Origin of the sequence: Afipia sp. Root123D2 (assembly GCF_001425835.1) — a bacterium.
Taxonomy (GTDB): domain Bacteria; phylum Pseudomonadota; class Alphaproteobacteria; order Rhizobiales; family Xanthobacteraceae; genus Afipia.
Map to the genome: position 1 here is coordinate 172,331 of NZ_LMDP01000001.1, position 15,633 is coordinate 187,963.

General features: G+C 60.2%; 14 protein-coding genes, 1 tRNA gene and 1 pseudogene. 9 read left to right on the forward strand and 7 right to left on the reverse strand.

Going from position 1 to position 15,633, the window contains the following annotated elements; all coding sequences use genetic code 11:
* Window positions 1-18: 18 nt before the first annotated feature.
* Both ASC80_RS00850 and ASC80_RS00855 read right to left on the reverse strand, forming a co-directional pair.
* On the reverse strand, window positions 19-717 hold the full coding sequence (locus tag ASC80_RS00850; RefSeq protein ID WP_056291945.1) for a flagellar hook assembly protein FlgD: 699 nt from the start codon (window positions 715-717) through the stop codon (window positions 19-21).
* A 10-nt stretch (window positions 718-727) separates the two neighbouring features.
* On the reverse strand, window positions 728-2,413 hold the full coding sequence (locus ASC80_RS00855) for a flagellar hook-length control protein FliK (protein WP_056291948.1): 1,686 nt from the start codon (window positions 2,411-2,413) through the stop codon (window positions 728-730).
* A 276-nt stretch (window positions 2,414-2,689) separates the two neighbouring features.
* Here ASC80_RS00855 and mnmA point away from each other — a divergent pair, with 276 nt between their 5' ends.
* From mnmA to ASC80_RS00875, 7 genes are all read left to right on the forward strand, one after another.
* Window positions 2,690-3,883 (forward strand): tRNA 2-thiouridine(34) synthase MnmA, encoded by a 1,194-nt coding sequence (mnmA, locus tag ASC80_RS00860; RefSeq protein WP_056291950.1) that lies wholly within the window; start codon window positions 2,690-2,692, stop codon window positions 3,881-3,883.
* A gap of 21 nt (window positions 3,884-3,904) precedes the next feature.
* On the forward strand, window positions 3,905-4,543 hold the full coding sequence (locus ASC80_RS00865; RefSeq protein ID WP_056291952.1) for a class I SAM-dependent methyltransferase: 639 nt from the start codon (window positions 3,905-3,907) through the stop codon (window positions 4,541-4,543).
* Window positions 4,544-4,595: 52 nt separating this feature from the next.
* Entirely contained in the window at window positions 4,596-4,967 is a 372-nt protein-coding gene (locus tag ASC80_RS24275; protein ID WP_082512359.1) for a hypothetical protein, read from the forward strand.
* Window positions 4,968-5,070: 103 nt separating this feature from the next.
* Window positions 5,071-5,147, forward strand: a tRNA-Met gene (locus tag ASC80_RS00870).
* A 337-nt stretch (window positions 5,148-5,484) separates the two neighbouring features.
* Window positions 5,485-5,622 (forward strand): hypothetical protein, encoded by a 138-nt coding sequence (locus ASC80_RS24065; protein ID WP_200941129.1) that lies wholly within the window; start codon window positions 5,485-5,487, stop codon window positions 5,620-5,622.
* 126 nt (window positions 5,623-5,748) lie between these two features.
* Entirely contained in the window at window positions 5,749-5,910 is a 162-nt protein-coding gene (locus ASC80_RS23955) for a hypothetical protein (protein WP_210168402.1), read from the forward strand.
* Window positions 5,910-6,179 (forward strand): hypothetical protein, encoded by a 270-nt coding sequence (locus ASC80_RS00875; RefSeq protein WP_056291955.1) that lies wholly within the window; start codon window positions 5,910-5,912, stop codon window positions 6,177-6,179. Before ASC80_RS23955 ends, ASC80_RS00875 begins: the two co-directional genes overlap by 1 nt.
* Window positions 6,180-6,417: 238 nt before the next feature.
* On the opposite strand, the gene ASC80_RS00880 is transcribed toward ASC80_RS00875, so the two are convergent.
* From ASC80_RS00880 to ASC80_RS00895, 4 genes are all read right to left on the reverse strand, one after another.
* A complete protein-coding gene (locus ASC80_RS00880) occupies window positions 6,418-6,918 on the reverse strand; it encodes an NUDIX hydrolase (protein ID WP_056291958.1) in 501 nt (166 codons plus the stop codon).
* Window positions 6,919-6,943: 25 nt separating this feature from the next.
* Window positions 6,944-9,349, reverse strand: a complete 2,406-nt coding sequence (gene lon, locus ASC80_RS00885; protein ID WP_082512360.1) for an endopeptidase La — start codon at window positions 9,347-9,349, stop codon at window positions 6,944-6,946.
* 9 nt (window positions 9,350-9,358) lie between these two features.
* A complete protein-coding gene (locus ASC80_RS00890) occupies window positions 9,359-9,766 on the reverse strand; it encodes an Hsp20/alpha crystallin family protein (protein ID WP_056291961.1) in 408 nt (135 codons plus the stop codon).
* Window positions 9,767-9,884: 118 nt separating this feature from the next.
* Window positions 9,885-10,463 (reverse strand): nucleoside deaminase, encoded by a 579-nt coding sequence (locus tag ASC80_RS00895; protein WP_082512361.1) that lies wholly within the window; start codon window positions 10,461-10,463, stop codon window positions 9,885-9,887.
* A 446-nt stretch (window positions 10,464-10,909) separates the two neighbouring features.
* Here ASC80_RS00895 and ftsH point away from each other — a divergent pair.
* Window positions 10,910-12,752, forward strand: a pseudogene (gene ftsH, locus ASC80_RS00900) (ATP-dependent zinc metalloprotease FtsH).
* A gap of 327 nt (window positions 12,753-13,079) precedes the next feature.
* Here ftsH and ASC80_RS00905 read toward each other — a convergent pair.
* Window positions 13,080-13,448 (reverse strand): hypothetical protein, encoded by a 369-nt coding sequence (locus ASC80_RS00905; protein ID WP_056291964.1) that lies wholly within the window; start codon window positions 13,446-13,448, stop codon window positions 13,080-13,082.
* Window positions 13,449-13,575: 127 nt separating this feature from the next.
* On the opposite strand from ASC80_RS00905, the gene ASC80_RS00910 reads away from it, so the two are divergent.
* Window positions 13,576-15,618, forward strand: coding sequence for a protein-L-isoaspartate(D-aspartate) O-methyltransferase (locus ASC80_RS00910; RefSeq protein WP_056291967.1), 2,043 nt, complete (start codon window positions 13,576-13,578; stop codon window positions 15,616-15,618).
* The last annotated feature ends 15 nt before the right edge of the window (window positions 15,619-15,633 follow it).

The window sequence follows — 15,633 nt, forward strand, 5'->3', positions numbered from 1 at the left end:
CGCGGGGCGGCGGTATCATCAGGTCGTCGTCGGCCGCACGATGCGCTTGATCTGGTCGGTGGTGTAGTTCTGTCCCCCGATCGACAGCAGGGCCGGGCTGGCCGTGAGATCCACGGAATCCACCACGCCCTGCACTTCGGTCGTGACCGCGACGTTGTTGCCGGAACTGTCTTTCGCCGTGACCGTCATCTTGTAGTCGCCGACCGGCCACGAGGTCCCGTCATTGCCCTTGCCGTCCCAGACGAAGCTGGCATTGCCGGCGCTAACGGCGAAATTGCCGGAGTAGACGGTCTGTCCCGCCGAGTTGGTGATATTGATCGTGGCGTTGGTGTCTTTCGCCGCATTCAAATTCCACGTTGCATGGCCGTCGAAATGCGCGGTGCTGCCGTCGACGGCGACGGTCTGGCCGACGAAGACCAGCGCCTGGGTCGATTGCGCGGCTTTCTCGATATTCACCAGCGCGGTCAACTGATCGTTGGACTTCAATTGCTGTTCGACCTGGGCGAACTGCACGAGCTGCTGGGTGAACTGATTGGTGTCCAGCGGATCGAGCGGATTCTGGTTCTGCAACTGCGTGGTCAGCAGCGTCAGGAAGGTCTGGAAATTATCGGCGATGCCCGCAGTCGCGGTCGAACTTGTCGTGCCTGTGGTGGTTCCGGTGGGAACGGTCGCAACCCCGGACGTCGGGATGATTGGCGATGATGCGTCTACGGCCATATCCGTTTCCTCAAATCCTGATGTCGACGCCGCTGCTCGCTCCAAGCATCCGGCTGTATGTTTTCCCTGCAACAGGCGCGGGGATCGCGTCGTCTTCGGTAATGACGAGGCGGTGCGCGTTGCGTCCCGAGCCGTTGTCGTCGTTGCGGCCGGATGATTGATCGCGCAGGCTGAACTGGAGTCCGCTGTCGCCGGTCTTGAGTCCGGCATCTTCGAGCGCGCGCTGCAATTGCGGCGCGTCCCTGCGCAGCATGTCGAGCGTCGACGACTTTTCGACTGTCAGATGCGATGTCACCTGACCATGCTTGTCGACATCGAGGCGCACGTCGATGCGGCCGAGATCGGCGGGATCGAGGCGGATTTCAAACCGGCTTTTGCCGCTGGCGGCTTTCAGCGCGATATCGACGGCGAGGCCATTCAGCGGCACCGGCATACTGGTCGCCAGCGCGACGCTCAGCTGTGATGTTGGAATCGCGACGTTGTTTACCGGCTGAATTTGTGTCGGCTGAGGGGCATTTGCCGCAGCCTGCAGGCTTGGGTCGGGTTGAATCGATGGCGAAGATGCTGCGCGATGATCGTGCGGTGCGATTGTCGGCGCTGCATCCCGGGTCGCGACAGGCTTGTGGGCGTCGGTGTCATTGATGGGCGCGTCGGTTTTGGCCTCGACGGCCTCCTGCTTGGGATCGTGCGCGGAGGTCTTGTTGTCGGACGCGGCGGGATCGATCGCCGCCTGCGTCAGCGGGCTGGCTGCGGCGGGTGCTGCATCGGTTTTGGCGTCGCCAGCTTTCGCATCGCCGGCCATCTGGATGGCGGCCGGCGTGGTTGCCGATTTGGTCGTGACCGCGACAGCCGCAGGAGCGGCGGCGGCAAGAGACACTGCGGCATCGGCGTCCACTGCGGCGGCAGCGGGATCGGGCTGCGAAGCAGTGGGATCAGGCTGCGAAGATGTCGTTGCCGCCGCTGCCGTTGCGTTTGCGGCAGCGATATTTCCAGGGGCCGTGGCGTCGGATTTGGTTTCGGCACCGGCTGCGGTCGTCGGCGTTGCCGTTTCAGCCGATGTTTCGGTGGCCGCCACGGCGGCTGACGCGTTTGCGATCGCTGCGGCGGCGAGCGAATCCGCAGGCACGATCACGGGCGATGAACTAGCGGAACTGGCAACGGCGGTATCGCCGGTGGCCGGCGTGGTTGATGTATCCGCGGAAGCAGCGACGGGAATGACGACCGCAACAGGTCCTGCACTCAGGATGACGGTGTTGGCGGCGGTCTGCGCGGCTTGACCGTCCGCAGCGGTCTGCTCGCCGGCGTCCTGATCCGCGCCGTTATTCGACTTGCCGGGCTTGATGATGACGCCGGGCTTGGAGCCTTGCACGATACCGGTGGACGGTTTCGTGGTTTGAGCCGCATCCTGGGTCGCCGGGTCAGAACCGGCGGCTACGCTGGAGCCCTGGTCGGCAGTGTTCGATGCTCTATCGGTTTTCGGCGGATTGTCGTTTCGCGCCTTGTGATCGGCGGAACCCCCCGTGCGTGGCTGCCGGTCGTCGGATGCGGGGCGGTCATGGTCTGCCGCGGCGGCCGCGTTGCCATCCACCAATGCCGCAAAACCGTCGGTCTGGGACGGTTGGCTGTTCGGCGCCTGCTTCGACCGCGTCGCCTGCGATGCGGCGGCAACGGTTGTTTCGGAGGTGACACTGTACACGGGCGGCCCCTTGCGGTGATATCTCCCTCAATGGAGCAAGGACCGGGCCAAGGCTTTCAGTTATAAAAACAAATAGAAATCAACGTCTTATCTGATCCAACAAGATGTGGCCGATGATCGGGAACCCGCCTGTTTCTGCCCGGCGGCAAGATTTGCCTCTTTGAACGGATCAAAGCGGCCGCGATTGCCTCACGGGATGCCGGACTATACATAAAGAGCAACACCCAGACCGCTTGCAGCTGGCTTGCGCCGCTGCAGCCGAAGATTGGCCAGCTCATGCTCAACAGCCTCGATCTTGAAGGTCGCCCGGAAGATACGCGGGTCGTCGTCGCCATGTCAGGCGGCGTCGATTCCTCGGCAACGGCGGCGTTGCTCAAGGCCGAAGGCTACGACGTCGTCGGCATCACGCTGCAGCTTTACGACCATGGTGCGGCGACTCATCGCAAAGGCGCGTGCTGTGCCGGGCAGGACATTCATGACGCTCGCGATGTCGCGGAACGGATCGGCATTCCGCACTACGTTCTCGATTATGAAAGCCGCTTCCGCGAATCCGTGATCGACCGTTTCGCCGAGAGCTATGTGCATGGCGAGACGCCGGTACCGTGCATCGAGTGCAATCGTTCGATCAAGTTTCGCGATCTGCTGGCGACTGCGCGCGAACTCGGCGCCAAGGCCCTCGCCACGGGCCATTACGTGGCGTCACGCCGCCTCGATGACGGCTCGCGAGCGCTGGTTTGTGCGGCCGATGCCGATCGGGACCAGAGCTATTTCCTGTTCGCCACCACGCCGGACCAGTTGGCAGATCTGCGCTTTCCGCTCGGCGACATGACCAAGGCGCAGACGCGTGAACTCGCACGCCGCTTCGACCTGTCGGTCGCGGACAAGCACGACAGTCAGGACATCTGCTTCGTGCCGACCGGCCGCTATACCGACGTGATCGAGCGCCTGAAGCCGAATGCGGTCGAGCCCGGTGATATCGTCGATCTCGACGGCTGCGTCATCGGGCAGCATCAGGGCATCGTGAATTTCACCGTCGGCCAGCGCCGAGGTCTCGGCATCGCCGCCCATGCGCCGCTCTATGTGGTCGGGCTCGATGCACCGTCGCGCCGCGTCATCGTCGGGCCGCGCGAGGCGTTGCGGATGAGCCGTATCGCATTGCGCGACATCAACTGGATCGGCGGCGGCTCGCTCGAGCGCGCGGTTGCCGGTGGTGGCCTTGAGCTGTTCGTCAAAGTGCGCTCCACCCGCGCGCCGCAGCCGGCGTGGTTGCGCCTGATCGATGGCGAGTATGAAATCGAGTTGGTTGCCGGCGAGGAAGGCGTTTCGCCGGGGCAGGCTTGTGTGTTCTACGATGCCGCCAGCGGTCAGGCCCGCGTTCTCGGCGGCGGATTCATCAAGAGCGCTTCTCGCGGAGGCCGCGCTGCGCCGGCGCGCGGTGCCCTTGAGCCGCAATCGGTCGCGGCGGGTTAGCGTTCAGGCGAGCAGGGCGGCATGGGCAACGATATCGATCGCGCCGGAGTGGCGAAGGCGTACGCCGCGTGGGCTCCGGTTTACGATCTGGTGTTCGGGGCTGTTTTCGATCAAGGACGAAAATCCACCATCGCCGTCGCCGACGCCATCGGCGGCCGTGTTCTCGATGTCGGAGTCGGCACCGGGCTGTCATTGTCCGATTATTCTCGCTCGACGAAGCTGTGCGGCGTCGATATTTCAGAGCCGATGCTGCGCAAGGCGCAGGAACGCGTCCGTACTCTCAATCTGACAAACGTCGAATCGTTGTCGGTGATGGACGCCAAGAATCTTGCGTTCCCCGATGCGGCGTTCGATGCGGTGGTGGCGCAATATGTCATCACCGCGGTTCCGGATCCGGAAGCGACGCTGGATGATTTCATCCGTGTCCTGAAGCCCGGCGGTGAACTGATTCTGGTCAATCACATCGGCGCCGAGAGTGGTCCGCGCAAGGTGTTTGAAATGGCGTTCGCGCCGCTGGCGCGCAGACTTGGCTGGCGGCCCGAATTTCCGTGGCAGCGCCTCGTGGATTGGACCGTGAAGCACGGCGGCGTCGACCTGATCGAGCGCCGTCCGATGCCGCCGATGGGGCATTTTTCGCTGATCCGCTATCGGAAGTCCTGATTTTGCGTTGATAGAGCACGGAACTTGCGCGTCGCCGCGCCGTTCTTCTTCCATGCGGATGACACCACTCCTTCTCTGTTCATGTTTGTTTGGCACCCTCCCCGGGCTGGCGCTTGCGCAGGCGCCGCCGTCACCGGCCACGCCACCGCCCCAGACTGCGCCGCCCAATCCATCGCGTCAGCAGCAGAATTGCGCCCCGACACAGGCGCGGCCCAATGACGGCACCATTGCCCCGCATGGCGGGTCCACAACCGGCCAGAGCAGCGAAGCGCTCGGCGACAAGCTGGCAAGATCGGATGGGGTTTTGTGTCCACCCACCGGAGTCGATCCCGGAATGCACGCACCGACGCCGGAAACGGGAAAAATGCCGGTTATTCCTCCGCCGGGCAGTCCGGGAGGCAATCCGGACGTGCGGCCGAAATAATAGGGCCGAAACAGGATCGGGCTTTGCTTGACATGTATTTGGCTGACTTCTTATATGCGGCCCGTTCGCAAGCGGTGACCGCAGGGTCTCGTAGCGAGCTTGTGGCGAGGTAGCTCAGCTGGTTAGAGCACGGGAATCATAATCCTGGGGTCGGGGGTTCGAGTCCCTCTCTCGCTACCAAGCAACCGCCGCAAAATCAGCTTCTCCTCTCTGCGGGCTCGCCAGAAATCCTTGTACCACTTTTGTACCTGATCTAGATCGTGCTTCGCTCGGCGACTCGCATGACGATGGTACGACGCAGGGGGGCACGACGAGCTTTTGACCTCCGCGTTGTACCTGCCCGCGCGTCAGTCTCGACTCTATCGTTCTTGTCTGATGCGGCAGGGGTACTGTCCGTATTTAGCCCCCCCCAGTGTCCTAAGTTGATTTTGGGAGTTTCCTAATTTGACTACTGGACTCTGTTTCTGGTTAGGCGCAGCGTCGCACCATCGTACTCTGGCCCCTCACGGAGGCCGCAATGGACAGGTTCATTCATACGGAGAGCCTCAAGCTTTACCGAAAGGTGCTTGATGAGACGACCGACGAGAGCAAGCGCAAATTGCTGCTCGAATTGATCCGGGATGAAATGGCAAAAGAGCCAAAGCCGAAAGAGTAAGGCCGGCTCAGTGGGCAACCTCTTTCATTTCTGACGGTGGAAACGATAAACTCAAACTCTCTGATCGCCGAACCGCTCAACGATCCTTCGTTCGTAGGTCTGTTTGTCGGGGAGAGGATTCAGCCATTGATGCTGATGACCCTGACAACGCCCGAAGAGGTCGACACCTGGATGCGCGCGCCGGCCGAGGAATCATTGCGCCTGCAGTGGCCGCCACCTGACGGATCACATCAGATCGTTGCTCGCTGTAAATTACTGCTCATGCTGAGCGTGACCAGCATCTGGTAATGGTCCTCGGTAACGTTGCCATATTTTCGAAGCACCATGCGTCCGGTTTCTTTATCGCGATTGAATGCCTATTTGTTGAAACTTCGGATAAGCAAAATCGCATAAACACGAATAGTGCTCGTGCAGCACTTGCTTCTTTTCCCCGCACCGAAAAACTTGTCGGCGTGCTCGATGCAGCGAGGATGCTGGCCGGTGCTTTGGCTTCCTTGAAGTTGTCGTCCATTACGTCCATGAGCCCATTGGCGATGTCTTCCAATGTTTCTTTCTGATGCGAATCCAGCCAGCGCGTCATATAGCCGAGGCTCGATCTGCTTGCCGCTTGAGAGCACTAGATGAAAAGCGCAATCCTACCACGCCTGTAGGGCGGGGCGGCCCAAGGCGAGTGCCTGCCGAGGAGTATGCCAAAGCGACCACGTCATCTGCGATCGAATTCGTGGATACGCGACGTGAGGTGGCCGGAGAGAGCGGTTTCGGCGTCAGGGCGCGTCGCCGGCATTTGGTCGGGGGTCATATCGGCTCTTTATGACCATGCGTTTGAGATGGTGATGCGTTAGTCCAGAGCATTTCAAGACGATCGAGAAAGGGGCGCTGGCTTGCAAGAATCTTCTGCCGGGCGAGCGGAAGCGCGAACCACGCGGCGCGGTCGATTTCCGGAAAAGAGATGGTCTGGCCGCTGTGGGAAGGCCATTCGATCGAAACGTCATTGCTGCGAATGCTAACGACGTCGAGATCACCCACCAGCGCATAGCCCAGGACCGTCTTGCCGGCACGCTGGCGCACTTGGCCAAGCGGCTGGAGTGGTCCGGTGACCTTTACCCCGAGTTCCTCCTCGAACTCCCGCCGTGCGGTGGTCTCCGGATCCTCTCCATCGTTCAGCTCTCCCTTGGGCAGCGACCAGGCACCTAGATCGCGCTTGCGCCAAAAAGGGCCACCCGGATGGACCAGCAGGACTTCTTTCCCCTCGCGGCTACGGCGGTACATCAGAATGCCCGCGCTGTTGATCGGCATGGTGTGGGATCCGTCATCAACTCTATCATTCAGCGGCGGCAGTTGCCGTGCTGACTGCTGGCTCGAGGGCCGCGGCCATCGCGTCATCAACCTGCTCGAGCCAGATGAACTCCAACCGGTCGCGGGCGCTCTGCGGAATCTCGTCAAAGTCACGCCGATTCCGCGCCGGCAACATCACGCGGGTCAGGCCTGCGGCGGCGGCGGCGACGACCTTTTCCTTGATGCCGCCAACCGGTAGCACCAGCCCTCTCAGCGAAATTTCGCCGGTCATGGCGGTGTCGCTCCTGACGGTGCGGTCGGTGAGGAGGGAGGTGAGGGCGATGAACATGGCAACGCCCGCGCTTGGCCCATCCTTCGGCGTAGCGCCCGCCGGAACATGGACGTGAATGTCGCTCTTTTCGAACACGGAGGGATCAATGCCGAGCTGGGAGGCGCGGCTCTTCACCAGGGTCAGCGCGGCCTGTACGCTTTCGCGCATCACCTCGCCGAGTTGGCCTGTCAGGATCAGCATTCCCTTTCCGGGCGTGCGCGAGGCCTCGATAAAAAGAATATCGCCGCCAACCGGCGTCCAGGCCAAGCCCGTTGCCACGCCGGGCACGCTGGTGCGCATGGCGATCTCATTTTCGAACCGGGGTGGGCCAAGGACAGCCGCGATTTCCCTGGTGGTGAGAACGACCCGACTGGCGCTGCCTTCGGCGGTCCGGACAGCGACGTGGCGAAAGGCCTTGCCAATCTCGCGCTCCAGATTGCGAACGCCTGCCTCCCTCGTATAGCCTTTGATGATCAGCCGCAGCGCATCCAGTTCGATCTCGACTTGGTCCGGCTTCAGCCCATTGACTTCGAGCTGGCGGCGAACCAGATACCGCTGCGCAATCTCCAGCTTCTCCTCTTCGGTGTACCCGGCCAGGCTGATGATCTCCATCCGATCCAGCAGCGGGCTCGGGACGGTATCAAGCATGTTGGCCGTGGCCACGAACACCACCCGACAGAGATCGAATGGCACTCCAAGGTAGTTGTCGCGGAAGGTGCCGTTCTGCTCGGGATCAAGCACCTCGAGCATCGCGGCCGAAGGATCGCCCTGATTGCCGCGTCCCATCTTGTCGATCTCGTCGAGCATCATGACGCAATTGCGGGCGCCTGCTTTCTTGATCGCCTGAATGATGTTGCCGGGGAGGGCTCCGATATAGGTGCGTCGGTGGCCACGGATCTCCGCTTCGTCGTGAACGCCGCCTAAGCTGACCCGCACGAACGGCCGCTGCATCGCCCGCGCAATCGACTGTCCGAGTGAGGTTTTGCCGACGCCGGGCGGACCGACGAAACACAGGATTGGCGCCTTGCCCTGCGGCGCCAGTTTCCGGACGGCTAGATATTCAATGATCCGGCTCTTGATCTTCTCCAGGCCGTAGTGATCCTCGTCGAGAATTCGCCTCGCCCCGGCGATGTCGATCGAGTTCTCCTCCGGCAGTCTCCAAGGCAGTTCGATCAGCCAGTCCAGGTAGCTCCGAACCATGCCTGCCTCGGCAGCGGCCTCCGGCATCCGTTCATAGCGGCGGACCTCCTTTCGCGCCTGGCTCTCCGCCTCGGCCGGCATACCGGCTTTGGCGATGGCCTCGTTCAGCTCCGCCACCTCATGGGTCCTGCCGTCGCCTTCGCCAAGCTGGCGCTGAATGGTTGCCATCTGCTCGCGCAGGATAGCTTCCCGCTGGCGCTCGTCGAACGTCGCCCTTGTCTGCTGCCCGATTTCATGGCTGAGCCGCAACACTTCGATGCGTTCGGCCAGATGGCGCGAAACCTTTTCCATGCGGAGCCCGAGATCGACCGTTTCGAGGATTTCCTGCTTCTCCTGGGGTTTGATATCCAGGTAAGACGTTGCAAGATCAGCCAAAGTGGAGGGCGAGGTTGTGCCTTGCAGGACTGCGACCAGCTCCTGGGGCGCTTGCGGAAGCAATTCTGCAGCCTCAATGGCCTGCCGCTGCAAATTCAGAAAACGGGCCTCGATTTCCGGTGACGTCGTCGTCGGCTCCGGTATGTGAAGAACGCGCGCCGCCAGAAACGAAGTGCCCGAAAGATAGTCGAGCACCCGAATGCGCTGCACACCCTGACAGACGAGATGATGACTATCGTCGGGTCCGGTGACGTAGCGCACGATATTGGCTACGGTACCGACGCGGTAGAGATCGTCAGGTCCCGGTTCGCTCGCCTCCGCGTCGCGCTGGAGTAGAAGGCCGATCTGCCGCTGCTCGCGGACCGCCTGCTGGGCGGCCGCGATCGATTTCAGCCGCCCTATGGTGATCGGCATGACGACGCCCGGAAACAGGACAGTGTTGCGTACCGGCACGATAATGAGAGCGTCTGGCGGGATCGGAACAGGCTGATCGGGGCGCGACGCGGAGGGTTGGTCCGATGTGACTGTGTCATTGACTGACGACATGGCTTCTCCTCAACTCGCTTTGGCAAGGCGCAAGCCGATGCAACCGTTCGTAGCGAAGCGGCTTATGACGTAACGGCCGGACGGCAAGGGGATTCTGCGCTCAAACCTGCCTTGTGGCAGTTCAAGGCGGAGGATGCGGGCATTGCGGAGTTCTGCCGGCAGTGCGCGGCGCCCCTTGACCACGAGGGCGCCCTCGTCGAGGACCGCTTCGACCTCGTTGGGATCGACGCCGGGTAAAGCAATGAAGATCAATATTTCCTGATCGGTCTCCAGCACGTCGATGGGCGGCTCCCAGCTTGGCTCACGCGTTTCGGCCGGCGGTCGAAGATTAAGGAACTGCTGGTGTAGGCGCTCGGCTCGGGCCAGCGTCTCGATCGCATCGGAAAGCATCCAGTTGATGGGATCCTTCGGCGGCATTGCATTTCTCCTCACCGGTCCTGGAATACTGAAAGCTCACTGCAACTAGCGGAGCGAGATGTATGCATCACCGTTCGCGTTGGCTCCTGCTTGCCTGATGCGGTCAATCACTTGTGTTTCAAGCAAACTTGTCAGTCTGGCCTCCGCCGTGGGAGGGCGAACAAATGTTGTTTGCGCCGAGATCGCTGACGAAAATTCCTCTCGCTTTGATAATGCGCCAAATCAGGGGATTCCATTGCTGAAAAAGGGCTTCGACCTCGTTCTGCAGAAATCCCGACACAATCTCCGGAGCCGGTCGAAAAACTTCTGGAAGCAGCTTCGATAAATCCGGGTCCGAGAGTATGTTCCAGCGAGAGTGGCCACCCATTAATGGAGATTTCAGGCCGTACACGGTTCGTCCTATCCGAGCTTCCCGGATGGCGTACGAGCACTGAGCACAAGGTTCGACTGTCGAATAGATCGTGCAATCGGATAGATTTGCACCTCGGGCCGTTTGTGCTTTCGAAACAGCGGCAATCTCGGCGTGGCGATTGACGTCACGATCGCATTTTACCTTGTTGATTGACTCGCACAAGAATGCACCGTTGCACGCGATAACGGCCGCAAAAGGATACTCGCCGGCGTCAATTGACGATTTAGCCAGTGAGATGCATCGCCGCATCAAATCCACATCAAGATTTTTGGTAGCTTCGTTCATTTTGTCACTCGCACATCATTCGCTCGACTATGAACTCGTATCGTCTCACCCCTCACGCTGGATTTGATGTCATCGTTTCTAAGGGCGGACGTTGATCGGAATCAATTGGATCGGTTGCGCAGGCATGGTGCATCAGCGACGGAGCCTCCGGATCAGATTGATATTCCTTCTAGATATTATTGAAGGCGGCCAGGTAAATTCCTGCGCGTGAAGCGGCAAATGCGACTTAGCTTGCGGGGAGAGGTCCGCAATCGATGCGCAGGCCAAGTGGTTTCCTCCGCGTTTGCGGGGCGAGGGACATCCTAGCAAAAAAACGTAAACCCCGGCCGTTGATGCGAATTGATCCAGAGCAAGCTGGGACACCTTAAGCTCACCATAATTGACAAAATGGCCCTTGTTCATCTGGCCATTCCACGCTGGACATTCCGAGCTACCAGGAAAAGAAAATGGCTTCCGATCGACCATCCCGAAAAGAGAACATCATAATCGCTATCATGTTTGCGGCCGCCTTGGGTGCGCTGGTGCTGGAATGGGCGGTGATATCTTACGATGGGATCGACAGCATTCCCTTCAGCAAATTCGAGCAGCTTGTTGCCGAAGGCGCCGTTACCGAGGTTATCGTCGGCCAGGATACTATCCAAGGCAGATTGAAGGATAAGCTGCCAAGCGGAAACTCCGCCTTTGAGACCGCACGTGTGGATGCGGCGCTCGCCGATAAACTTGTGGCGAAGGGCGTGGTAGTGACCGGCGCTTTGCCGGGCGGGCTGCTTCAAGCGATTCTATCGTGGGTTATACCCGTCGTGCTGTTCTCTGTGGTCTGGATCTTTCTCAGCCGTCGCCTCACGGGTGGACAAGGCCTTGGCGGATTCATGTCGATCGGTAAATCCAAGGCAAAAGTTTACGTCGAGAAGGATATCAAGGTAACCTTTGCCGATGTGGCCGGCGTCGACGAAGCCAAGTTCGAACTGCAGGAAGTGGTATCCTTTCTCAAGAACCCCAAGAGCTACGGCCGGCTCGGGGCCCATGTTCCCAAAGGGATATTGTTGCTAGGGCCGCCAGGCACCGGGAAGACCTTGCTCGCCCGCGCCGTCGCGGGTGAAGCCGGGGTCGCGTTCTTCTCGATTTCCGGCTCGGAATTCGTCGAAATGTTCGTTGGGGTCGGCGCGGCGCGGGTCCGCGATCTGTTCGAACAGGCGCGCAAGGCCGCGCCTTGCATCATCTTCATCGATGAACTTGATGCGTTGGGGCGCAGCCGCTCTGCCGGTTCGTTTGGTGGCTACGATGAAAAGGAGCAGACCTTGAACCAACTGCTTGCGGAACTCGACGGTTTCGATCCGACGGTCGGTGTAATCTTGCTGGCAGCCACCAATCGGCCCGAGATCCTTGATCCTGCATTATTGCGCGCGGGGCGGTTCGATCGGCAGGTGCTGGTGGATCGACCGGATAAGAACGGTCGTGTTGCCATCCTCAAGGTGCACATTCGCAAAATCCAGATCGGCAAGCAGGTCGATCTCGACAAGATCGCAGGTCTCCACCACCGGTTTCACCGGAGCCGACATTGCCAATCTGATCAATGAAGCGGCCATCGCCGCGACAAGGCGGAATGCCGACGAGGTATCTTTTGACGATTTCACGGTCGCGATCGAGCGGATCGTAGCCGGAATCGAAAAGAAGAGCAGGGTGCTCAGCAAGGAAGAGCGCCGCAGGGTTGCCTATCACGTAATGGGCCATGCGCTGGTCGCTGCAAGCTTGCCCGGCGTTGACCCCGTTCAGAAAGTCTCGATCGTTCCGCGCGGTGTCGGTGCGCTCGGCTACGCCATGCAGCGGCCTACCGAGGACCGGTTCTTGCTTTCAGCAAGCGATTTGAAAAGCCGCATCGCGGTATTGATGGGAGGCCGCGCCTCTGAGCGGCTGATCTTCGATGGCGACGTATCAACAGGGGCCGCCGATGATTTACAGCGAGCAACTGAGATTGCGATCGAGATGGTCACGAAATACGGAATGGATGCAAGGGTAGGGCAACGCACCTATGCGCCGCGGCCGCATATCTTCCTGCCCGCGCTCCAGGATTCGGTAGCGAGCGCCGCAGAAGCAACAGGGCGAGAGATAGACCTCGCCGTCCGTGAGTTGATTGAAGCCGGAGAAGCCTGCGCAAAGCAGATTCTGGAAAAGCGACGGGCGGACCTTGAGGCCGGCGTCGAGCTTTTGATTGCACATGAATCCCTGACGGCAGAGCAATTCGCTCCCTTGCGCTCATCAGGCACCGCCAGCAATCAGGCGGCGGCCTGAGGCAGGTTTTGCCGGTCAGTAAACAAAAGTTGGGCTGTCCGCGAGGTGATCGTTGACCGCAATGACGCCTGCAATGGCTTCAGCTGCGACGAGGAGCGCTCTCCGTTGATCGCCCACGATTTCTTCTTCCTTTCGTGAAACACTTCTGTCGAATCGCCAAATCCGGAAGGGTCATTTCCAGCTTGGGTCGCGCGCTGGCGGCGACATGGATCAGAGTCGCCCGGCTGATGATCGCGCGCTTGCGTGATCAGAGCTCCTTGTTGGTTTGGTAACGTCAATCCTGGGCAGTGTCGCTTGATTCAGGATCGATCTTCATCAAGCCGGCGTTCAGTCGGGCGTAATGATCGTGAGGATCAATTGGAAAATCTCCCATCCGGCCGCGACCATCAATGTGCCAATAATCAGAAGCTTGCCGTACCAAGACACGTTGGCGGTCTTCCGCCGACCTTGCCGTTTCGAGTTCTCCGGCTTCTTCGGTTGCGGCGATGGCGTTCCACACGCCTTGGTGACATGCAGAGGCTGGGCGAGGATGTTGTCATGCTGTGTTTCTACGAATCCAATCAATCCTTGGATATCGGTGTCACGTAACTTCAGGGCCGACCTGCCGTCGGCGCTCCTGAGCCAACCTTGCACAAACCCGATCCAGATTGCCTCTTTGACGTCCACTGTCGTTGCAAGCCGTAGCAATATTTCCATTCCAGCCCGATATGCCGGGCTCTTCCTTGATGTCGGTCAAGCTGCTCGGTTGGCGGAATGAATACCTTCAATTCAATTATGCCACGACGGGTGGCAATTCTAACTGGATGTCGCAGGAGGCGTTATCATGGGAATTCCGGCCTCGCAGGAACTTCCTTCCAGTGAAATGACCTCGTTTCCATCGCTCCGTAAGGCGATGGTTGAAAAAAATATCGCCGCACGCGGTGTCTGCGACGAACTCGTTCTCGATGCGATGCGCCGAGTGCCGCGTGAACTGTTCCTGCCAAAAGACCTTCGTGAATTCGCCTACGAGGATTCACCGCTCCCGATTACCGGGGAACAGACCATTTCCCAACCCTATATCGTCGCCTTCATGGCCGAAGCGTTGTTGCTGAAGGGAGGCGAGAAAGTTCTCGAAATCGGCGCCGGATCCGGTTACGCCGCCGCGGTATTGTCGGAGATAGCGGCCGACGTCTACACGGTCGAACGGCTCGGCCCGCTTGCCGAGAAGGCCGCGGCGACACTGGCTGAATTCGGTTATGACAACGTTCATGTGCTGCATGGCGACGGCACAAAGGGATGGACGAAGCATGCTCCCTATGATGCCATTGTCGTGGCCGTCGGCGGGCCGCAGGTTCCGGAATCCCTGAAGCAGCAGTTGAAGATCGGCGGCCGGCTGGTGATGCCGGTGGGTACCGACCAGCGCAGCCAGGAACTGGTGAGGATTACCAGGGTTTCGGCCAGCGAGTATCACAGCGAAGATATTGCCGATGTCCGCTTCGTCCCCCTGATCGGAGAGCAAGGTTGGACGGCCGCCAGAGGAGTTGGACGCACGCACGTGCGCCGAGCACGGATTCCCGTTTCTTCGGACGAGGAAGTATTGATCCGAAATCTCGCGGATGCCGCAGAATCCTTTCCATCGATCGAAACTGCCGATCTGAATCCGCTGCTCGAGCGAATTGGGTCAGCGCGGATCGTATTGCTGGGCGAGGCGACCCATGGCACTTCCGAATTTTACAAGATGCGTGGACGCATCACTCGGGACCTCATTGTCAAAAAGGGATTTCGGTTTGTGGCGATCGAGGCGGATTGGCCCGATGCTGCGAGGGTCGACCACTATGTGCGGCATTTCCAGTATCCACCATCCGAGTGGACCGCGTTCGCCCGCTTTCCAACCTGGATGTGGCGCAACACCGAGGTTCGCGATTTCGTGAGCTGGCTGCGCAAGCACAATGGGACGGTCGGGCGCAACGAGCACGTCGCGTTTCATGGCCTCGATCTCTACAGTCTCTATGACTCGATCCGTTCGGTTTTGAATTATCTCGACGCCGTCGACCCGGAATCGGCGAAGGTTGCTCGCGAGCGCTACGGGTGCCTGACGCCGTGGCAGCGAGATCCCGCGACCTACGGCCATGCCGCGCTGACGGGCTCCTATCCCACCTGCGAATCTCATGTGGTGGGTGCGCTCTCCGATCTACTGGCAAAGCGCCGAGCTTACGCCGAGCACGATGGTGAACGCTTTCTCGATGCCGAACAAAACGCGCGTCTGGTCGCGAACGCAGAGCGCTATTATCGCATCATGTACTACGGCTCGCGCGCGTCGTGGAATCTGCGCGACAGTCACATGTTTGAAACACTGAAGAATTTGCTTGCGTTTCACGGTCCCGACAGCAAGGCCATCGTGTGGGCGCACAACTCGCACGTGGGCAACGCAGGAGCCACCGAGATGGCCGCTCGCGGGGAACACAATCTGGGTCAACTCTGCCGCCAGGAGTTCGGGGAGCAGGCCTACCTCGTTGGGTTCGGTACCCACAGCGGAACGGTCGCAGCGGCATCGAATTGGGATGGCCCGATGGAAATCAAGACCGTCCGTCCGGCGGTCGCCGACAGCTACGAGCAGTTATGCCACGCGACCGGGCTCGCGCGTTTCATGCTGGGTCTTCGTGACCAGGGTGACCTGTGCGGGTCGGCTGGTCTCGGCAAGGGGCGCCTGGAGCGCGCAATCGGCGTGATCTATCGGCCCGAAACCGAACTCGCCAGCCACTACTTCCGGGCCAGCCTGCCGCAACAGTTCGACGAGTATATCTGGTTTGATGACAGCCATGCCGTCACCCCGCTGGATACCGCCGAGATCAAGGGCCTTCCAGATACATACCCGTTCGGCGTGTGAGCCGGAGAGCGTTAG